The organism is Jiangella alba, from assembly GCF_900106035.1.
Classification (GTDB): domain Bacteria; phylum Actinomycetota; class Actinomycetes; order Jiangellales; family Jiangellaceae; genus Jiangella; species Jiangella alba.
Map to the genome: position 1 here is coordinate 2,424,822 of NZ_FNUC01000004.1, position 19,521 is coordinate 2,444,342.

At 71.9% G+C, this 19,521-nt stretch carries 22 protein-coding genes; 16 read left to right on the forward strand and 6 right to left on the reverse strand.

The annotated features are described in order from the left end of the window. Positions 1–344: 344 nt before the first annotated feature. Positions 345–1,025 carry a spermine/spermidine synthase domain-containing protein gene (locus BLV02_RS29215; RefSeq protein WP_216094594.1) on the reverse strand — a complete coding sequence of 227 codons (681 nt, stop codon included), beginning with the start codon at positions 1,023–1,025 and terminating at the stop codon, positions 345–347. A gap of 115 nt (positions 1,026–1,140) precedes the next feature. Here BLV02_RS29215 and BLV02_RS29220 point away from each other — a divergent pair, with 115 nt between their 5' ends. The 11 genes from BLV02_RS29220 to BLV02_RS29265 all read left to right on the forward strand — a co-directional run bounded on the left by BLV02_RS29220 (position 1,141) and on the right by BLV02_RS29265 (position 10,531). Then, positions 1,141–2,427 (forward strand): extracellular solute-binding protein, encoded by a 1,287-nt coding sequence (locus BLV02_RS29220; RefSeq protein WP_069114959.1) that lies wholly within the window; start codon positions 1,141–1,143, stop codon positions 2,425–2,427. After that, positions 2,424–3,362 carry a carbohydrate ABC transporter permease gene (locus BLV02_RS29225; protein WP_069114960.1) on the forward strand — a complete coding sequence of 313 codons (939 nt, stop codon included), beginning with the start codon at positions 2,424–2,426 and terminating at the stop codon, positions 3,360–3,362. The genes BLV02_RS29220 and BLV02_RS29225 overlap by 4 nt, the downstream gene beginning before the upstream one ends. Then, complete coding sequence (locus tag BLV02_RS29230; RefSeq protein WP_069114961.1) at positions 3,362–4,210, forward strand: carbohydrate ABC transporter permease; 849 nt, start codon at positions 3,362–3,364, stop codon at positions 4,208–4,210. The genes BLV02_RS29225 and BLV02_RS29230 overlap by 1 nt, the downstream gene beginning before the upstream one ends. 28 nt (positions 4,211–4,238) lie before the next feature. Beyond that, the gene (locus BLV02_RS29235) at positions 4,239–5,477 is read left to right on the forward strand and encodes an ABC transporter ATP-binding protein (protein WP_069114962.1); all 1,239 of its coding nucleotides are present in this window, start codon (positions 4,239–4,241) and stop codon (positions 5,475–5,477) included. A gap of 73 nt (positions 5,478–5,550) precedes the next feature. Then, complete coding sequence (locus tag BLV02_RS29240) at positions 5,551–6,183, forward strand: DUF1707 SHOCT-like domain-containing protein (protein ID WP_083289219.1); 633 nt, start codon at positions 5,551–5,553, stop codon at positions 6,181–6,183. Next, positions 6,180–6,941: a DUF1707 SHOCT-like domain-containing protein gene (locus BLV02_RS29245; RefSeq protein ID WP_069114963.1), complete on the forward strand. Its 762-nt coding sequence runs from the start codon at positions 6,180–6,182 to the stop codon at positions 6,939–6,941. Before BLV02_RS29240 ends, BLV02_RS29245 begins: the two co-directional genes overlap by 4 nt. A gap of 22 nt (positions 6,942–6,963) precedes the next feature. Further along, positions 6,964–7,134 carry a hypothetical protein gene (locus tag BLV02_RS36805; protein WP_171906899.1) on the forward strand — a complete coding sequence of 57 codons (171 nt, stop codon included), beginning with the start codon at positions 6,964–6,966 and terminating at the stop codon, positions 7,132–7,134. A 328-nt stretch (positions 7,135–7,462) separates the two neighbouring features. Further along, positions 7,463–7,879: a TOBE domain-containing protein gene (locus BLV02_RS29250; protein WP_069114964.1), complete on the forward strand. Its 417-nt coding sequence runs from the start codon at positions 7,463–7,465 to the stop codon at positions 7,877–7,879. Then, entirely contained in the window at positions 7,876–8,685 is an 810-nt protein-coding gene (gene modA, locus BLV02_RS29255) for a molybdate ABC transporter substrate-binding protein (RefSeq protein WP_074946790.1), read from the forward strand. The genes BLV02_RS29250 and modA overlap by 4 nt, the downstream gene beginning before the upstream one ends. Then, on the forward strand, positions 8,682–9,482 hold the full coding sequence (locus BLV02_RS29260; protein WP_069114965.1) for an ABC transporter permease: 801 nt from the start codon (positions 8,682–8,684) through the stop codon (positions 9,480–9,482). The genes modA and BLV02_RS29260 overlap by 4 nt, the downstream gene beginning before the upstream one ends. After that, on the forward strand, positions 9,479–10,531 hold the full coding sequence (locus BLV02_RS29265) for a sulfate/molybdate ABC transporter ATP-binding protein (protein ID WP_069114966.1): 1,053 nt from the start codon (positions 9,479–9,481) through the stop codon (positions 10,529–10,531). The genes BLV02_RS29260 and BLV02_RS29265 overlap by 4 nt, the downstream gene beginning before the upstream one ends. On the opposite strand, the gene BLV02_RS29270 is transcribed toward BLV02_RS29265, so the two are convergent. The 4 genes from BLV02_RS29270 to BLV02_RS29285 form a co-directional block, all read right to left on the reverse strand. Then, positions 10,512–11,201, reverse strand: a complete 690-nt coding sequence (locus BLV02_RS29270; protein WP_069114967.1) for a response regulator — start codon at positions 11,199–11,201, stop codon at positions 10,512–10,514. The genes BLV02_RS29265 and BLV02_RS29270 overlap by 20 nt on opposite strands. Further along, on the reverse strand, positions 11,198–12,787 hold the full coding sequence (locus BLV02_RS29275) for a sensor histidine kinase (RefSeq protein WP_171906900.1): 1,590 nt from the start codon (positions 12,785–12,787) through the stop codon (positions 11,198–11,200). The genes BLV02_RS29270 and BLV02_RS29275 overlap by 4 nt, the downstream gene beginning before the upstream one ends. A gap of 61 nt (positions 12,788–12,848) precedes the next feature. Further along, entirely contained in the window at positions 12,849–13,910 is a 1,062-nt protein-coding gene (locus BLV02_RS29280; protein ID WP_069114968.1) for a tartrate dehydrogenase, read from the reverse strand. A 4-nt stretch (positions 13,911–13,914) separates the two neighbouring features. Further along, positions 13,915–15,525: an SLC13 family permease gene (locus BLV02_RS29285; RefSeq protein ID WP_216094596.1), complete on the reverse strand. Its 1,611-nt coding sequence runs from the start codon at positions 15,523–15,525 to the stop codon at positions 13,915–13,917. Positions 15,526–15,669: 144 nt separating this feature from the next. Here BLV02_RS29285 and BLV02_RS29290 point away from each other — a divergent pair, with 144 nt between their 5' ends. From BLV02_RS29290 to BLV02_RS29310, 5 genes are all read left to right on the forward strand, one after another. After that, on the forward strand, positions 15,670–16,206 hold the full coding sequence (locus BLV02_RS29290) for a DUF4245 domain-containing protein (RefSeq protein ID WP_171906901.1): 537 nt from the start codon (positions 15,670–15,672) through the stop codon (positions 16,204–16,206). Between the two features lie 182 nt (positions 16,207–16,388). Next, positions 16,389–17,387: an Abi family protein gene (locus BLV02_RS29295; RefSeq protein WP_216094597.1), complete on the forward strand. Its 999-nt coding sequence runs from the start codon at positions 16,389–16,391 to the stop codon at positions 17,385–17,387. A 9-nt stretch (positions 17,388–17,396) separates the two neighbouring features. Continuing rightward, on the forward strand, positions 17,397–17,642 hold the full coding sequence (locus BLV02_RS29300) for a DUF4245 family protein (protein WP_069114971.1): 246 nt from the start codon (positions 17,397–17,399) through the stop codon (positions 17,640–17,642). Positions 17,643–17,682: 40 nt separating this feature from the next. After that, entirely contained in the window at positions 17,683–18,789 is a 1,107-nt protein-coding gene (locus tag BLV02_RS29305; RefSeq protein WP_074946796.1) for a hypothetical protein, read from the forward strand. Continuing rightward, positions 18,786–19,313: a hypothetical protein gene (locus tag BLV02_RS29310; protein WP_069114973.1), complete on the forward strand. Its 528-nt coding sequence runs from the start codon at positions 18,786–18,788 to the stop codon at positions 19,311–19,313. The genes BLV02_RS29305 and BLV02_RS29310 overlap by 4 nt, the downstream gene beginning before the upstream one ends. On the opposite strand, the gene BLV02_RS29315 is transcribed toward BLV02_RS29310, so the two are convergent. Then, positions 19,295–19,513, reverse strand: a complete 219-nt coding sequence (locus tag BLV02_RS29315) for an exodeoxyribonuclease VII small subunit (protein WP_069114974.1) — start codon at positions 19,511–19,513, stop codon at positions 19,295–19,297. The two genes, BLV02_RS29310 and BLV02_RS29315, sit on opposite strands and share 19 nt — an antisense overlap. Between the last annotated feature and the right edge of the window lie 8 nt (positions 19,514–19,521).

Sequence of the window (19,521 nt, forward strand, 5' to 3'; positions counted from 1 at the left end):
TCCGACAGCACCCGTCGCGCGGCTGTGCCATGGGTACCTGGGCGCACCGCTCGGGGGCCGGGGCGTGGGCGGCGTACCTGTTGCGCGGCTGTGCCATGGGTACCTGGGTGCACCGCTCGGGGGCCGTGGCGTGGGCGGCGTACCTGTCGCGCGGCTGTGCCATGGGTACCTGGGTGCACCGCCCAGCAGCCGTGGCGTGGGCGGCGTACCTGTCGCGCGGCTGTGCCATGGGTACCTGGGCCCACCGCCCAGCAGCCGCGGCGCGGTGGTGCGTCATGGTGCTCATTGCAAAGCGCACCGCACGCCATCCTCCGAGGGGCGACCCGGCCGCGAGATCGGGGGCGTCAGGCGGTGCGGCGGGCGACGTAGACGTGGTAGTCGACGTCGCGGCTCTCGCGCCGCACCGTCCGCACCACCTGCTCCACCTCGCCGACGGCGCCGGCCAGCACACCGGCCAGCGCCGGCGCCGGCGTCGCCGACCAGACCGCCAGCAGGCCGCCCGGACGCAGCGCCCGGGCGGCGGCGGAGAGCAGCGGCCGCTCGTACACTTCGGCGTTCGCCTGGTGCACGAGGAAGTGCGGCCCGTTGTCGACGTCGAGCAGGATGCCGTCGTACGCCGACGGCGGCGCCGCGCGCAGCATGGCGCGCACGTCGTCGACCACCACCCGCACCCGCGGGTCGGCGACGACGGCCTCGAGCCCCGGCACGACGCCGCGCCGCAGCACGTCGACCAGCGTCGGCTCGATCTCGACGACGTCCACCCGCCGCACGCGGTCGTCGGCCAGCAGCGCCCCGGCGGTGAAGCCGAAGCCGAGCCCGGCCACCAGCACGGCCGCCGGCGACGGGTGCCGCTCCAGCAGCAGGCCGGCCAGCAGCCGCTCCGTCGACGTCTCGGCGGTGTCCATGAGGAACGTGCCGTTGACGATCAGTTCGTAGACCGGGCCGTCGGGCCCGGACCGGCGGCGGACGACCACCTCGCCGTCGACGCCGTCGTGGCGGACCAGCGTCTGCGGGGTGTCGAACACGAGAACACCGTATGTCCTCGACCGGGGGCACCGGATGTCGTAGGTTCGACTCACACCATGACGCTCCGATGCCGTAGCGGTCACCTGGAGCGACCATCTGCTCCAGGGAGGCGATGTGGGCAGAAGGACCGTCAGCGTCGCCGCGGCCGCCGTCCTCACGGTGGGACTGGCAGCCTGCGGCAGCAGCGATTCCACCCCGACACTCACGTGGTACATCAACCCCGACAACGGCGGCCAGGCGGAACTGGCCAAACGGTGTACCGAAGCGGCAGGCGGCGAGTACCGCATCGAGACGTCGCTGCTGCCGCGTGAGGCGTCGGCGCAACGCGAGCAGCTGGCCCGCCGGCTGGCCGCGAACGACTCGTCCATCGACATCATCAGCCTCGACCCGCCGTTCATCCCGGAGCTGGCCGAGGCCGGGTTCCTCGCCGAGATCCCCGACGACGTCGCGCAGGCGGTCACCGAGAACGTCGTGCAGGGCGCCATCGACGGCGCCACCTGGCGCGACGAGCTGGTCGCGGTGCCGTTCTGGGCCAACACCCAGCTGCTCTGGTACCGCAAGTCCGTCGCCGAGGCGGCCGGGCTGGACCCCGAGAACCAGCCGGTGACCTGGCAGCAGATCATCGACGCCGCGCAGTCGCAGGAGAAGTACCTCGGCGTCCAGGGCATCCGGGCCGAGGCGCTGACGGTGTGGATCAACGCGCTGGTCACGTCGGCCGGCGGCGAGATCATCGACAACCCGGAGGCGCCGGCCGACCAGGTGCAGCTGGGCCTCGAGACCGACGCCGGCCGCGAGGCCGCGCAGATCATCGAGGACATCGCCCGCAACGGCCTGGGCGGGCCGGGCCTGGCCAACGAGGACGAGAACGCGTCGATGCTGCAGTTCCAGGGCGACCGCGGCTCGTTCATGGTCAACTGGCCGTTCGTCTGGGCGGCCACGCTGGCCGGCGTCGAGGCCGGCAACCTCGACCAGTCGCTGGTCGACGACATCGGCTGGGCACAGTACCCGGCGGTCGCCGAGGGCGAGGACTCCCGTCCGCCGTACGGCGGCATCAACCTCGGCATCGGCGCGTTCAGCGAGCACACCGACTTCGCCCTCGCGGCCGCGCAGTGCATCGTCCAGCCCGACAACCAGGCCTACTACATGGTCACCAACGGCAACCCGGCGTCGAACACCGAGGCGTACGAGAACCCGGACGTCCAGGAGGCCTTCCCGATGGCCGACCTCATCCGCGAGTCGCTGGAGGCGGCGGCGCCCCGGCCGCAGACCCCGTACTACAACGAGGTCTCGACCGGCCTGCAGAACACCTGGCATCCGCCGATCTCCGTCACGCCTGACTCCTCGCCGGAGGAGGCCACCACGCTGATCACCGAGGTGCTGAAGGGGGAGAGGCTGCTATGAGCGCCACCGAAGCCGCCGACGGCGGCAAGGCCTCGGTCACCGACCGCGCGCGGTCCGAGCGGCGGCTCGGGTGGTGGCTGGCCGGTCCGGCGTTCGTGGTGATGCTGCTGGTCACCGCCTACCCCATCGTGCAGGCGTTCTACGAGTCGCTGTTCAAGTACCGGCTCACCGACCCCGGCGCCCGCGAGTTCACCGGGCTCAACAACTACGTCGTGGTGCTCGGTGACCCGATCTGGTGGCAGGCGGTCGGCGTGACCGTGCTGATCACCGTCATCACCGTCGCGATCGAGGCGGTGCTGGGCTTCGCCCTGGCGCTGGTGATGCACCGCGCGCTGAAGCGGCTGCGGCCGATCCTGCGCACGGCGATCCTGATCCCGTACGCCATCATCACCGTCGTGTCGGCGTTCGCGTGGTTCTACGCGTTCGACATCAACTCCGGGTTCGTGAACTCGTGGTTCGGCTGGGCGCCGGGCATCAGCGAGAACACCAACTGGTTCGGCGAGTTCGGCACGTCGGTGTTCGTCATCATCGCGTCGGAGATCTGGAAGACGACGCCGTTCATCTCGCTGCTGCTGCTCGCCGGGCTGGCGCAGGTGCCGGAGGATCTGCAGGAGGCGGCCAAGGTCGACGGCGCCACCTGGTGGCAGCGGATGTACAAGGTGACGATCCCGAACATGAAGGCCGCCATCATGGTGGCGCTGCTGTTCCGGACCCTCGACGCGTTCCGCATCTTCGACAACGTCTTCATCATGACCCAGGGCGCCAACAACACCGAGGTCGTCTCGTTCCTGGCGTACAGGCAGACCATCAGCCGGTTGGAGATCGGCCTCGGCTCGGCCGTCTCGGTGCTGCTGTTCCTCTGCGTCGTGCTGATCAGCTTCGTGTTCATCAAGTTGTTCAAGGTCGATCTGGCCAGCGCGAGAGGGGAGCGGTGATGGACGAGGGTCAGCTCTCCCGCGGCACCAAGGTCTGGTGGTGGGTCGCCGGCATCGCCGTCATCGTCTACGCGCTGTTCCCGGTGGCGTGGATCGTCTCGCTGTCGTTCAAGACCCCGAGCGACCTGGCGACGGGGGAGTTCCTGCCGACGAACTGGGTCGGCGACAACTACGACAGCATCCTGCGCGGCGACGCCCAGGATCTCTTCCTGTCGTCCCTGCGCAACTCCGTCGGCATCTCGCTGATCGCCACGTTCATCTCGGTGGTGCTGGCGATGTTCGCGGCCTACGCCATCGCCCGGCTGGACTTCCCGGGCAAACGGCTGATCCTGACGACGGCGCTCGCGGTGGCGATCTTCCCGGTCATCTCGATCGTCACGCCGCTGTTCAACCTGTGGCGCAACATCGGCCTGTACGACACCTGGCCGGGCCTGATCATCCCGTACCTGTCGCTGACGCTGCCGATCTCGATCTGGACGATGTCGGCGTTCTTCCGGCAGATCCCGTGGGAGCTCGAGCAGGCCGCGCAGGTCGACGGCGCCACCACCTGGCAGGCGTTCCGCAAGGTCATCGTGCCGCTGGCCACGCCCGGCGTGTTCACCACGGCGATCATCTCGTTCTTCATCGCGTGGAACGACTTCATCTACGGCATCTCGCTGACGTCGACCGAGAGGGCCCGGCCGGTCCCCGCGGCACTGGCGTTCTTCACCGGCGCGTCACAGTTCGAGGAGCCCACGGGGGCCATCGCGGCCGCCGCCGTGGTCGTCACCATCCCCGTCGTGATCCTCGTCCTGTTGTTCCAACGCCGGATCGTGTCCGGCCTGACCCAGGGCGCCGTCAAGGGCTGACCTGCATAACCGGGAGGAATGATCCCCAATGGCTGCCATCACGCTCAAGGACATCAACAAGCGCTACGGCGACGGCTTCCACGCGGTCAAGAACGTCAGCCTCGACATCGCCGACGGCGAGTTCGTCATCCTCGTCGGGCCGTCCGGCTGCGGGAAGTCGACGCTGCTGCGGATGATCGTCGGGCTCGAGGACATCACCAGCGGCGAACTGCGCATCGGCGACGAGCGGGTCAACGAGAAGGCGCCGCGCGACCGCAACCTGTCGATGGTGTTCCAGAACTACGCGCTCTACCCGCACCTCACCGTCTACGAGAACATCGCGTTCCCGCTGCGGCTGGCGAAGACGCCCGACAAGGAGGTCGACGAGCGGGTGCGGCGCGCCTCAGGCCTGCTGGAGCTGGACGAGCACCTCGACCGCAAGCCGGCCAACCTCTCCGGCGGCCAGCGCCAGCGCGTCGCCATGGGCCGGGCCATCGTCCGCGAGGCGCAGGCGTTCCTGTTCGACGAGCCGCTGTCCAACCTCGACGCGAAGCTGCGCGGCCAGATGCGCACGGAGATCTCCCGGCTGCAGAAGCGGCTCGGCATCACGACGGTGTACGTCACGCACGACCAGGTCGAGGCGATGACGCTCGGCGACCGCGTCGTCGTGCTGCGCCGCGGCGTCGTCCAGCAGGTGGCCAGCCCGCGCGAGCTGTACGAGAACCCCGTCAACCTGTTCGTGGCCGGGTTCATCGGGTCGCCGCCGATGAACTTCATCTCCGCGACGGTGTCCGGCGACAGCCTGCACACCCCGTTCGGCGAGTGGAGGCTGCCGCCGTCGCGTGCGGTCGACCTCAGCGGCCACGAGGTCGTGCTGCTCGGCGCCCGGCCGGAGGCGTTCGAGGACGTGTCCGTCGTCTCCGACACCGTCCGCGACCACGGCGTGGTGTTCGACGCGACCATCGACGTCATCGAGTGGCTGGGCAACGAGCAGTACGCCTACGTGCCGTACGAGGCGCCCGAGGACATCCGTGCGCAGCTGGCCGAGCTGGAGCGCGAGCTCGACAGCGAGGCGCTGCGCACTCAGCTGGTGGTGGCGCTCGACGCCAGCAGCCGCATTCCCGAGGGGACGCCGGCCAGCCTCTGGCTGGACCTGCGCCGGGTGCACGTCTTCGACCCGGAGTCCGGCGACAACCTCACGGTCAAGGCGATGGGGGAACGGGAGCCCGACGCGGCCGGCAACGGCGGTCCGCCGGCCGCGTCGGGCGAAACCCCGGTGACACCCTGATCCTTCTTCAGGGGTAGATCTCCGGGCTTTCTCCTCCGTCCGGACGGCCCGGTGATTGCTAAGGTCGTCAGTTGTGGACGAGACAAGCGACCAGCGGGCCATGCGGGCTTCCGACGCCGACCGCGAACAGGTCGCCGACGTCCTGCGCCAGGCGGCGTCCGACGGCCGGCTGAGCCTCACCGAGCTGAACGACCGCATCGAGGCGCTGTACGCCGCGAAGACGTACGCCGACTTCGAGCCGGTCATCGCCGACCTCCCCGGCGACCTCCCGCTGCCGCCGTCCGCCGCCCTCGCGCGCCGGGCCGCCGCGGCGCCGTCGCCGAGCCCGTCCGCCCGCGTGGGTGGCGTGCCGTCGTCGCGCAGCGCGAAGGTCGTGTTCAGCGGCATCCAGCGGCGCGGCGACTGGGTCGTGCCGCAGTACTACCGCGTCAAGGCCGTGTTCGGCGGCGCCGACCTCGACCTGCGCGAGGCCACGCTCGAGACGGCGGAGGTCGAGATCGACATCAAGGCGGTCTTCGGCGGTGTCAACATCCTCGTGCCGCCCGATCTCCGGGTCCAGGTCGACGGCGACGGCGTCTTCGGCGCGTTCAACGACGACACCACCCGCGGCCCGCAGCCGGGCCCGGGCGCACCGGTCGTCCGCATCACCGGCAAGGCCGTCTTCGGCGGCGTCAACGTCCAGCGCAAGGCGGCGGGCGAACGATGAGCGAGGTCCCCGACGAGCCGAAGCCGGCGCCCGCTCCCGCGCCGCCCGCACCCGGCGCCGACTACCCCGACGTCCGCAGCGCCGCCGACCTGCGCTGCTCCGACGTCGATCGTGAACGGGTCGCCGAGGCGCTGCGCCAGGCCGCCGGCGACGGCCGCCTCACGCTCACCGAGCTGGAAGAGCGGCTCGAGGCGACGTTCAAGGCGCGCACGTACGGCGAGCTGCAGCCGATCACCCGCGACCTCCCGCAGGGCCCGTACCCGGTGCCCGGCGGCAACCCGGCGGCGAACTGGCAGGCCGGACGTCCGGGCGCGGCGGGGGTGGCGCCCGTGGCCGGCGCGGCCGGCGCCGGCGTGCAGCCGCCGCTGCCGCCGTCCGGTGGGCCGGTCCGCCCGTCCGAGCGCATCACCAGCGTGCTCGGCAACGAGAAGCGGCAGGGCCGCTGGGAGGTGCCGGCCCGCATCGACGTCACGTCCATCCTGGGCGAGGTCGTCCTCGACTTCACCGAGGCGGTCGTGCGCACCCCCGAGGTCGAGATCCAGACGTCGATCGTGCTGGGCAGCCTCACCATGATCGTGCCCGAGGGCATCGACGTCCGCATCGACGAAGGCACCAACATCCTCGGCGAGCGGAAGATGAAGCTGCGCGAGCCGGTCACGCCGGGTGCGCCGGTCTACCGCGTGCGCGGCTTCGTGCTGCTGGGCGAGGTCACCGTGCGCCCGCCGCGCGACAAGCGCCGTTCGCTGCTCGGCCACTGACCGACGTCCGGGGGGAACCGTCGTGGGTGATCATGCATCGACGAGCCTGCTCGTCGCCGTCGTCGCCGAAGCTCAGCCCGACGACAGCTTCGGCTGGGGCCCGTCCGGCGTCGTCTGGGCCGGCCTCGGCTGGCTCGCCCTGGTCCTCCTCACCGCCATCCTCCTCCGCCGCCGAGCGTCCCGCCGCCGCTGACCGATCGGACGCACCGCTGAGTCGACGCCAGCGGCTTCACGATGCGCTTCATACCACGGTGCGGGCGCATTCGACGGGGCGTCGCCGAGTCGCGGGCTACGAGCCGCTGAACGAACTCTCCCAGGCTCTCGGCCGATCTGGCCGATGCCGTGGCCTCGGGCTGGGCGAGCGCGAGTGGCAGGCGAAGTACTGGCCGGAGGTCCAGGAAGGGCGGGTCTGGTCATCCCGTACTGCTCGAGGACTGTGCGATCCCGACGCTGCTGCGCACCAGGTGCGGGCTGACCGATCTGCGGCTCACACGACGTAGCGGCGCCGCAGGTGCGGGTCTATGCTGTCCGTTGTGCCGCAATTTCGGATCGCCGATGCCGCTCGCCTGCTGGGGGTGAGCGACGACTCGTTGCGACGGTGGGCCGACGGCGGGCGGTTGCGGCTCGACCGCGACGACGCCGGGCGCATGGTGGTCGACGGGGTGGAGCTGGCGCGGGTGGCGCGGGACATCGGGCCCGACGAAGCCGCCCTGCCGACGCCGCGCGAGTCGGCGCGCAACCACTTCCCCGGCATCGTCATCTCGGTGAAGAAGGACGGAGTGATGGCTCAGGTGGAGATCCAGGCGGGTCCGCACCGCGTCGTGTCGCTGATGAGCCGCGAGGCCGCCGACGAGCTGGGGCTCGACGTGGGCGTGGCGGCCATCGCGTCGGTCAAGGCCACGACCGTCGTCGTCGACCTGCCGGCGGGCCGGGCATGAGGCGCGCACGGCTGACGTTCGCCGTCGCCGCGGCCGCGCTGCTCGCCGTCGCCTGCGGGGGAGACGACGGCGGCGACGACACGGCGGCGCCCGCCGGTACGGCGACGACCGAGCCGGCCGACGACGCGCCGTCCGGGACGGTGACGGTGCTGGCGGCGGCGTCGCTGACGGAGTCGTTCGAGACGCTGTCCGACCAGCTGGCCGATCAGTACCCCGACCTCGAGATCGTCTACTCGTTCGGCCCGTCGTCGGGCCTGGTCGAGCAGGTGCTGGCCGGCGCGCCCGCCGACGTCCTGGCGACGGCCGACACCAAGACCATGGACGAGGCGGTGGCGGGCGGCGTGGTCGACGGCGAGCCGTCGGTCTTCGCCCGCAACACCCTCGCGCTGGCCGTCCCGGCCGGCAACCCGGGCGGCGTCACCGGGCTGGCCGATCTCGCCAACCCCGACCTCCGCATCGCGATCTGCGAACCGCAGGTGCCGTGCGGCGGCGCGGCGCAGCGGCTGCTCGACGCGGCCGGGGTCACGGCGGCGCCGGACACCCTGACGACGGACGTGAAGGAGGCGGCGTCGCTGGTCGCGCTGGGCGAGGCCGACGCGGCGCTGATCTACCTCACCGACGCCGCGGCCGAGGGCGACGCCGTCGAGACCGTCGACGTCCCCGAGTCGGACAGCGTGGTCAACGACTACCCGGTCGCCGTGCTGACCGACGCGCCGAACCCCGATGGCGCGCAGGCGGTCCTCGACGCGATCACCGGCGAGCCGGGCCAGAGCATCCTCGGCGAGGCCGGCTTCCTCTCGCCGTGAGCCGGCGGACCGCGGACCTGCGGGTCCCGGCGGCGTTGCTGATCCCCGCGGCGCTCGGCGTCGCGATCCTGGTGCTGCCGATGGCCGGGCTGATCGTGCGGGCGCCGTGGGGCGACCTGTCGTCCATCCTGACCTCCGACGAGGTGCTGACGGCGCTGCGGCTGTCGCTGGTCACGGCGACGGTGGCGACCGGCGTGGCGCTGGTGTGCGGGGTCCCGGTCGCGTGGCTGCTGGCCCGGACGGCGCTGCCCGGGCGGGCCGTGCTGCGCGGCCTGGTGACGGTGCCGCTGGTGCTGCCGCCGGTGGTCGGCGGCGTCGCCCTGCTGATGGTGTTCGGACGGCGTGGGCTGGTCGGCGGCTGGCTCTACGACACGTTCGGCATCAGCCTGCCGTTCACCACCGAGGCGGTCGTGCTGGCGCAGGTGTTCGTCGCGATGCCGTTCCTCATCGTCGCGGTCGAGGGCGCGCTGCGCACCGCCGACCGCCGGTACGAGGACGTCGCGGCCACGCTCGGCGCGACGTCCTGGACGACGTTCCGCCGGGTCACGCTGCCCGCCGTCATGCCGGGCGTGCTGGCCGGCGCGGTGCTGTGCTGGGCCCGGGCGCTGGGCGAGTTCGGCGCGACCGTGACGTTCGCCGGCAGCTTCCCTGGCACCACCCGCACGCTGCCGCTGGAGGCGTACGTGGCGATCAACGCCGGCGACAGCGACGTCGCCATCGTGCTCAGCCTGCTGATGATCGCCGTCTCGGTGACCATCCTGATCGGGCTGCGCGAACGCTGGATCGGGACCGCATGAGCCTGTACGCCGACCTCACGCTGCGCCGCGGTGATCTCGAGCTGCGGGCCGCGCTCGCGGTCGCCCCCGGCGAGGTGGTCGCGCTGCTCGGGCCGAACGGCGCGGGCAAGTCGACGGCGCTGCAGCTGCTGGCCGGCATCCTGCCGCTGGACGCCGGCCGGGTCGAGCTGGACGGCGTCACGCTCGACGACCCCGCCGAGGGGGTGCACGTCCGGTCGCGGGACCGGCGGGTCGGCATGGTCGTCCAGGACTACCTGCTGTTCCCGAAGATGAGCGTGCTGGAGAACGTCGCGTTCGGGCTGCGCTCGCGCGGCGTGCCCCGCGACCGTGCCCGGGCCGAGGCGAGCGAGTGGCTGGTGCGGATGGGCCTGGACGGCTACGGGCGACGGCGTCCGGGCGAGCTCTCCGGCGGGCAGGCGCAACGGGTCGCGCTGGCCCGTGCGCTGATCGTCGAGCCGCGGCTGCTGCTGCTCGACGAGCCGCTGGCCGCGCTCGACGCGGGCACCCGCCCGGCTGTGCGGGCGGAGCTGCGCCGGCACCTCGGCGGCTACGACGGCTGCACGCTGGTCGTCACGCACGACCCGCTGGAGGCGATGGTGCTGGGCGACCGCGTCGTCGTGCTGGAGCGCGGCCGCGTCGTCCAGCACGGCGAGCCGGCCGAGGTGGCCCGCCGGCCGCGCACCGACTACGTCGCCCGCCTCGTCGGCCTGAACCTGCTGACGGGCACGGCGTCGGGCCGCAGCGCGCAGCTGCCGTCCGGCGCCGTCGTCGCCCTGGCCCACGACGCCACCGGTCCGGTGCACATCGCGTTCGCGCCGGTCGCGGTCACGCTCAGCCCGCGCCGGCCGGAGGGGTCCGCGCGCAACGCGTGGCCGCTGGTCATTGCCGACCTCGAGGCGCACGGCGACCTCGTCCGGGTGACGGCGGACGGCGCGGTGCCGGTGCTCGCGGACGTCACCCCGCTCGCCGTCGCCGACCTCGGCCTGGAACCGGGCGGGCAGGTGTGGGCGTCGGTGAAGGCGAGCGAGATCAGCGTCTATCCGGCGTGAGCCGGTAGTTCAGCTCCGGCCGCCCGGCGCCGCCGTGCCGCGCCTCGCGCTCGACCCGGCCGAGGTCGTGCAGGTGCTCGAGGTACCGGCGCGCCGTCACCCGCGACACCGACAGCTCGGCGGCCACCTCGCGGGCCGACGCGCCGTCCTGCTCGCGCAGCACCGCGACGACCTGGTCGAGGGTGTCCTCGGCCAGCCCCTTCGGCAGCCGGGAGAGGTCGGGCGCGCGCAACGTGCCGAGCAGGCGGTCGATCTCGTGCTGGCTGGTCGCCTCCGACTCCGCGCTGGTCCGGGCCCGGTAGGCGGCGTAGCGGGCGAGGCGGTCGGCCAGCATCGCGAACGTGAACGGCTTGATGACGTACTGGACGATGCCCAGCGACACCGCGGCGCGCACCATCGCGAGGTCGCGGGCCGCCGTCAGCGCCATGATGTCGGTGCTCAGCCCGGCGGCGCGGAGCCTGCGGCAGACGTCCAGGCCGTGCAGGTCGGGCAGGTTCATGTCCAGCAGCACGAGGTCGACCGGCTCGCGTGACAGCACGGCCAGCGCCTCGCGTCCGGACGGCACCACGGCGGCCAGCTCGAAGCCCGGCACCCGCTCGACGTAGGTCGCGTGGGCGGCCGCGGCGATCGGCTCGTCCTCGACGACGAGGGTGCGCAGCGGCCCGCTCATGCCGGCTCCGCGACGGCCGCCGCCGGCAGGGTGACCCGGAACAGCGTCGCGCCGTCGTCGCCGGCCAGCTCGATCTCGCCGTCCAGGCGCCGCACCACCTGTGCGACCAGCGCCAGCCCCAGGCCCTGGTGCGCGCCGGCGCCGTCCTTCGTCGACCAGCCGCGGTCGAAGACGCGGTCGCGGTCGGCGCTGTCGACGCCCGCGCCGGAGTCGCCGACCTCGACCACCAGCCCTTCGGTGGCGTCGAGCGCGACGTGCACCCAGCGTGGCGACGGCCCCGCACTGGCGGCGTCGACGGCGTTGTCGACCAGGTTGCCGACCACCGTGACGAGGTCGCGTGCGGCCACGCCGGCCTCCTGCGCCGACCCGGCCGCCTCGATCGTCAGCGCGACGCCGCGCTCGTCGGCTTGCGCGATCTTGCCGAGCAGCAGCGCCGCCAGCACCGGCTCGTCGATGGCGGCGACGACGCGGTCGGCCAGCGCCTGCGTGGTGGCCAGCTCGGTGGTCGCCAGCTCCAGCGCGGCGTCGGAGCGGCCCAGCTCCAGCAACGAGACGACGGCGTGCAGCCGGTTCGCCGACTCGTGCGCGTGCGCCCGCAGCGCGTCGGAGAAGCTGGTCGCGGAGTCCAGTTCGCGGGCCAGCCGTTCCAGCTCGGTGTGGTCGCGCATCGTCACCACCGCGCCGCTGCGGCCGCGGCCCGCGGCGGAGTCGTCCGTCCGGGCCGGCATGCGGCTCACCACGATGACCCGCTCGTCGGTGAGCACGAGCTCGTCGACGGTGCTGCCCTCGCCGGTCAGCGCGTGGACGACGCCGGGCGAGAGGTCGACGTCGTCGAGGGTGAGGTCCGGCGGCAGCGGCCGGGGCAGCCCGAGCAGCCGGATCGCCTCGTCGTTGGCCAGCACCACGCGGCCGTGCTCGTCCAGGATCAGCAGCCCTTCCCGGATCGCGTGCAGCACCGACGCGTAGTACGCGAGCGTGCGGGTGACCTCGGCCGGGCCCATGCCGCCGGTGACGCGGTGCAGCCGGCGCCCGATCACCACCGACCCGGCGACGCCGAGCAGGGCCGCCGCCAGCGCCGTCAGCACGATCCACGGCACCTGCTCGGCCACCCGCTCGCCGACGTTCTCGATGGTGACGCCGACGGCGACCAGCCCGACCACCGCGCCGCCGTCGGGGCCGGAGCGCACCGGCACGACGGCGCGCACCGACGGGCCGAGCGTGCCGGAGAACGTCTCGCGCAGCGTGCCACCGGACGGCGCGTCGCCGACGTTGCCGAGGAAGGTGCCGCCGATCTGAGCCGGGTCCGGATGGGTGTAGCGGACGCGGTCGGGCGACATGATCGTGATGAAGTCGACGTCGGCGCCGGCCCGGACCTGCTCGGCATACGGCTGCAGGTGCGCGCTGGGATCGTCGGAGCCGAACGCCGAGATGACCGACGGCGCCGTGGCGATGGCCCGCGCCACCGACAGCGACCGGTCGCCCGCCGCCTCACGGGTCTCGCGCTGGGCGTTCACCACCACCATCGCCGCGACGGCCGCGACGATGCCCAGCACGACCGTCAACTGGATGACGACCGTGCTGCGCACCAGGCTCCAACGTCGCCACGGCCTCGTGAGCGACCCCATCATCACGCCAGTCTGCCCGCCATCACCCGCCGGCCACCAACTCGACGAGCGCGGCCGTCACGTCGGCGGTGCTCGCGCTGCCGCCGACGTCCGGCGTGCGGGTTCGTGGATCGCGCAGCGTCGTCGTGATGGCCGTCATCAGCTCCGCCGCCGCCTTCTCGTGCCCGAGCCGCTCCAGCATCAGCACGCACGACCACAGCGTGCCGACCGGGTTGGCCAGGCCCCGGCCGGCGATGTCCGGCGCCGAGCCGTGCACCGGCTCGAACATCGACGGGTGCGTGCCGGTCGGGTCGATGTTCGCCGACGGCGCCACGCCGATGCTGCCCGCGACGGCCGCCGCGAGGTCGCTGAGGATGTCGCCGAACAGGTTCGACGCGACGACGACGTCGAACCGGTCCGGCTGCAGCACGATCTTCGCCGCCAGCGCGTCGATGTGCTCCTGGTCCCAGCGCACGTCCGGGAACCGCTCGGCCCGCTCGGCGACGACCTCGTCCCAGAACGGCAGCGTGTGCACGATGCCGTTGCTCTTCGTCGCCGACGTGACGTAGCCGCGGCGGCCGCGGGCCAGCTCGAACGCGTAGTCGGCGATGCGGGTGACGCCGGCGCGGGTGAACACCGACTCCTGCACGGCGAACTCGTCCGGGAAGCCGCGGTTGAGCCGGCCGCCGATCTCGCTGTACTCGCCCTCGACGTTCTCGCGGACGACGACGAGGTCGACGGCGCCGGGCTCGGCCGTGCGCAGCGGGCTGCCGACGCCGTCGAAGACCCGGATCGGGCGCAGGTTGACGTACTGCCGGAAGGCCCGGCGGATCGGGATCAGCAGACCCCACAGCGACACATGGTCCGGCACGCCCGGCCAGCCGACGGCGCCGAGCAGGATCGCGTCGAACCGGGACAGTGTCTCCAGGCCGTCGGCCGGCATCATCGCGCCGGTCTCCGCGTAGCGGCGGCAGGACCAGTCGAACGTCTCGTAGCCGAGGTCCAGGCCGTGCCGCCGGTCCAGCGCGTCCAGCACCGTCCGGGCCGACGCGACCACCTCGGGGCCGATCCCGTCGCCCGGGATCACCGCGATCGTCCGCGTCACGCCGTCACCCGCCCAGCCCGAGCACGCTCACCATGACGGGGAGCAGCAGCAGGATCAGGATCGCGCCGAGCACGTCGAACGAGGCGCCGGAGCGGATCATCTTGGTGATCGGCACGACGCCGGACCCGTAGACGATCGCGTTCTGCGGCGTCGACACCGGCAGCATGAACCCGAACGACGCGCCGAACGTGGCGGCCAGCGCCGGGACGAACGGGTTGACGCCCGCGGCGACGGCGATCGGGATGATGATCGGCACCACGACGGCGGCCGCGGCGGTGTTGCTGGTGGTCTCCGAGATCACGATCGCCAGCAGCACGGCGAACGCGGTGATGGCGAACGTGCTGGTCAGGCCCATGGAGTCGAAGGCGCCGCTGCCGATCGTCTCGGCCAGGCCGGTCGACTCCAGCAGCGAGCCGAAGATGATGCCGGTGCCGAACAGCACCACGGTGCCCCAGTCGATGCGGGCCGCGTCGCTCCAGCGCAGCGTGTACTCGCGCCGCTTCCAGTCGGTCGGCAGCAGGAACAGCAGCGACGCCCCGACGACGGCGACGACGCCCTCGTTCAGGCGGCCGCTGACGGTGCTGTACAGGTCCGACTCGGTGCCGGCCACGACCGCGATGACGCCCGGGAAGATCCACAGGGTGACCGTCACGCTGAACGCGATCAGCGTGTTCTTCTCGGCCTGCGAGAACCGGCCGAGCGCCGCCTTCTCCGTCGCCACCCACTCCGCGACTCCCTCGAGGTGCTTGATCTCCGGCCGGTTGAGCAGCAGCAGGACGATGGCCAGCGCCACGAACATCAGTGCGCAGATCGGCAGCGCGAGCATCATCCAGTCGAGGAACGAGATGGTCTCGCCGGTCGCCTCCTCGATCAGCCCGCGGCCGATCAGGTTCGGCGGCGACCCGACCGGCGTCAGCAGCCCGCCGACGCTGGCCCCGTACGCGAGCATCAGCATCAGCGCCGCCCCGACACGCAGCCGCAGCGGGTCGAAGTCGCTGGCCACGAGGCCCTTCGCCTGCAGCAGCTTGGCGATGACGGTGAGGATGCCGATCGCCGTCGGCAGCAGCATCGCCACCGTCGCCGTGTTCGACACGAACGCCGACAGCAGGCACGTGATCAGCCCGAACACGATGATGACCCGCGTCGTGGACGAGCCGACGCCGGGCAGGTTGAGCATCCACATCGCGAACCGTTTCGCGAGGCCGTGCTTGAGCATCGCCTGCGCCAGGATGAACGCGCCGATGAACGTGAACACCGTCGGCGAGCCGAACGGCGCCAGCGCCTCCGCCGCCGGCACGACGCCGAGCAGCACGATCGCGCCGATGCCGATGAACCCGCCGACCGGGATCGGCACCGGTTCGGTGACCCAGAGGACGATGACGCCGAGCAGGATCGCCGCAAGCGTGTGCTGCTGGTCGTCCAGGCCGAGCGGCAGCAGCAGCGCGATCACGGTGACCAGCGGCGCCAGGAACAGGCCGGCGGTGCGGCGGCCGCGCTCGAACCGTTCCTCGGCCGGGCTCAGCTGCTGCTCGCCGAGGCTGCGGTAGGTGGCGTGGCCGAGGAACGCCTTGTCGACGTCGGTGGGCGGCGGTGTCGGCCGGTCGATGACGGACACGTGCGGCTCCTCTCGCGGGGGCGGTCGTTTGACGCCCGAGTGTGAGCCAGCCCACATCGACGTGTCACCGTTGCGTAACTTGAGTACATCGATCGGGTGGGGCCGCCGCGTCCTGGCGGGCGGCGACCTGCGACGATGGCGTACGTGGCAGCCACCTCGACTCGCGGCAACCCCTCGCTGGGCGACATCTTTCGCAGCGTGGGGGTACTGGCGGGCGTGATCGCCGCGATCGCGCTCGTGTTCAACCTGCTGAACGACCCCGAGCCGCGGCTGCCCGACCCCGTCGACTACCAGCCGGCGCTGGCCGTCGCGCGCGAGGAGTACGCGTACCCCGTCCTCGCGCCCGAGCCCGTGCCCGACGGCTGGCGCCCCACCAGCGTCGACTTCGCCCAGGAGGAGTCCGGCGACCGCTGGAAGCTGGGCTTCCTCATCGACGAGGGCGACGCGTTCGTCGGCCTCGAGCAGACCGACGGCGAGATCCAGAGCTACCGCGACGACCGCCTGGCCGACTTCGCCGCCGAAGGCGAGAGCACCATCGACGGCGTCACCTGGGAACGCCTCCTCGAGGACGACGACCAGCCCGACCGCGCCCTCGTCCGCGTCGACGGCGGCGCGCTCACCATCGTCCGCGGCACGGTCTCGTACGAGGAGCTCGAGGACTTCGTGCGGCTGCTGCGCTGACGCCCGTCACAAGGCGGCGTGGGACGATCTTCGTCGCTGCCTCGTGCTATGCTGATTTCACTACATCCCCCACGCCTCTCCACGATGCGCACTTGGGGGATTTTCTCTGCCCCGGGCCAGGAAGGGCGCCGATGTCCCGACCACTGCGGCCACGCGGCTCGCTCCATTACGATAAGCCGTCGTTGAGTCTCGACAAGCTCGTCGGCCGCCTCGCCGAGCGCGGTCTGAAGATCCCCGATGAAGGCAGAGCCGCCAGGTATCTCCGCCACATCGGCTACTACCGGCTCTCGCCGTACACGATCCCCTTCCAGCAAAACCGTTCTGACCACCTTCTCCGCGAGGGAATCGTGTTCGATGACGTGCTTGACCTCTATGCCTTCGACCGCGCTCTGCGGTTGCTCGTCATCGACGCGCTGGAGCGGGTCGAAGTCGCCGTGCGTGCGGCACTCACTGATCACATGTCGACGACATACGACGATCCGCACTGGTACATGGGTGCGGCGCACTTCCGACACCGCGGCAAGCACGAAGGTCTCTTGCGGATCGTCCGGGAGACCTCGGAAGCACGTCTCAGCGGAGCGCCGGAGCTGACGGGCACATCATCGGAGGCAGAGCATGATGAGCACGAGCTGAAGGGTGGCGAGCTCACATCGGACGACGTTGCTCCGATCCATCGCTCGGCCCTCGAGCACTACCTGACGACTTATGGCACGCCCGACCTGCCGCCCTCGTGGCTCATGATGGAGACCCTGACCCTCGGGCAGCTGACCAGCATGTACCGCAACCTGGACCGACGGTCCGATAGGACCGCGGTCGCGACGAGCATCGGCCTGACCGCGCCGGTGCTGGAGTCCTGGATGCAGACCTACGTCCGCGTCCGCAACATATGCGCGCACCACGGTCGGCTGTGGAACGTCGGCCTCGGCGTCTACCCCGCGATCCCGACCTCGCCTGCGATTTCATGGCTGCGGGGGACGGACGCTCTGCCGGAACGATCCCGGAAGCGCCTCTACCCGGTGCTGGTGTCGCTGCAAGCTGTGCTCGCAACCGTGTCTCCGCGCAGTAGCTGGACACGCCGACTCCACGAGCTGGTGAGCACACGTCCACCGATGAACCTCGCGGGTATGGGTATCCCAGCGAACTGGGCAGACGATGACTTTTGGAGTCGGCAGATCCGGTAACCGGGACCGGTGTCGGGAGAACAACGGAGCCTGCGGTGTCGGTTCAGGACATCGTTCGCCCCGGAGGGCGAGCCAACACGGTCCGTCGAGGACGACGGCGAGAGCACCATCAACGGCGTCACCTGGGAACGCCTCCTCGAGGACGACGACCAGCCCGACCGCGCCCTCGTCCGCGTCGACGGTGGCGCGCTGACCATCGTCCGCGGCACGGTCTCGTACGAGGAACTCGAGGACTTCGTGCGGCTGCTGCGCTGACGCCCGTCACAACTCCGCGTCGGCCGGCACCTTCGCCGGTGTGGCGGGCGATGACGGCAGCGGGCCGATCCGGCGGGCCTTGACCGGCCTGCTCGACGCCTGGCTCGATCTCGACCGCGGCAGCGCACCGGCGCTCGGCCGGGCGCGGGAGCAGGCGGCCGTGGTCGCGCGGGCCGTGGGTCCCAGACATGGGGCGCTGGCCGAGCAGGTGCCCGCGAAGATCGCCCTCGGCGCGTCGGCGGCCTCGGACGCGCTGGCCGACCTGACTCGGGTGTTCGCCGACGAGGCGGGCGCGTTGGTGTCGCTGCTCACGGGTGTGGCCGGGTCCGTCACCCCGGCCGCCCTCGGCTCCGGCCCCGGCGCCGTCGTCGACGCCTTCCCGTCCGGCGCCGCGCGCCACTACGTCGCCGACCTCGTCACCGACGCCGCCCATGACCACCGGCAGCCGTCGTCTGCCGCCGAGCAGGTGCCCGCCGTCAACGCGATCTCGCTGTCCGTGGCCGCCGGCGTGCGGGCCGCCTTCGACGGATCGGTGGGCGAGGCCATGCTGGCGATGGTGTGCCACCCCCGCGGCCACGCCGTCCAACTGCACGGCCCGGACGTGCCGGACGAGGCGCTGATGGCCCGGGTCAGCTGGAAGAAGGACCCCATGGGCCGCACCGACACGAAGAACTCCTGGCGCCGCGACGCCGACGGCACGGTCCACACCAAACACGCGCTCGGCCACGTCGCAGGCAAGTTCACGACGGTGGAGGCGCTGGTCAAGCCCCTCCGGGCGCTGCTCGCCCACGCCGGCGGCACGATCGAGGGCCTGCACGCCTACCTCGACCGCAACGCCCCCGCCGGATTCGCGCGGATCTTCGTCGCGGCCGACGACGCCGGTCTGGCACCGGGCGACTCGACCGGCTTCCGCGGCGCCGGCACCTCGACTGCCAGCATGGCCGACCATTGGTTCCGGGCCAGGCGCGATGCCATGGCGAGCGGCGGCGGGCCGATGCCGATCGTGCGCACCGACCAGATCGCTGACAACGACGCGCCCGGGGCTGCGATGATCCTCCGGAAGGTCGACGGAGACTGGATGATGATCACCTGCTATCCCGACAGTGCCCAAGGTGATGAGTTCATGCGGATGGGAGCCGAGACGTGACCGAGCGGACCACCAACTTCAGGCGTTGGTTCGGCAACTGGTTCGCCGGTGTCGACAGCTACCCGGACGGCTACACCGAGGGCTGCGAGACAGTCGCCCAGTGGGAGGCGGACGCGGAGCTCGGTGAGAGCTTCGCCGCGTTCAAGGACGAGGTGGCGGCCCACCTCCGTGACTCCTCGCTGCGACCGGTCGGCACGAGTGAGGCGCAGTGGCTGAACGACGAGTGGTTGCGCAACCTCTGGTACGACCTGTTCGGACCCGAACCGGCCCCGGGCGACCCGTACCCCGTCCCGGCCGAGGACTGGGGCCACCCGCGCGAGACCCCGTACATCATGCACGCCGTGGGCGAGAGCGACGACGATGCGACCGATGGCGAGCGGGCGTGGCTCGCGCAGCGTGGGCTGACCCATGCCGGCATCCAGCGCGGCCACCCCTGGCGGAGGACGGCGCCCGAGGGCTACGCGGACCGGCTGGCCCGGCTCACCGCGGAGGGCAGGCGCACCGCCTACGACGGCGAGGTGTGATCGGCCTCGTCGGCGGCGCTGGCGGCGTCGAGCTTGGCGCGGGCGCCGTCGAGGTAGCGCTCGCACAGGGCGGCCAGCTCTTCACCGCGCTGCCACAGCGCCAGCGACTCCTCCAGCGTGGTGCCGCCGGCCTCGAGCTTCGCGACGATCTGGATGAGCTCGTCGCGGGCCTCTTCGTACGTGGGTTCGGCGGCCTGCATGGGAAGCC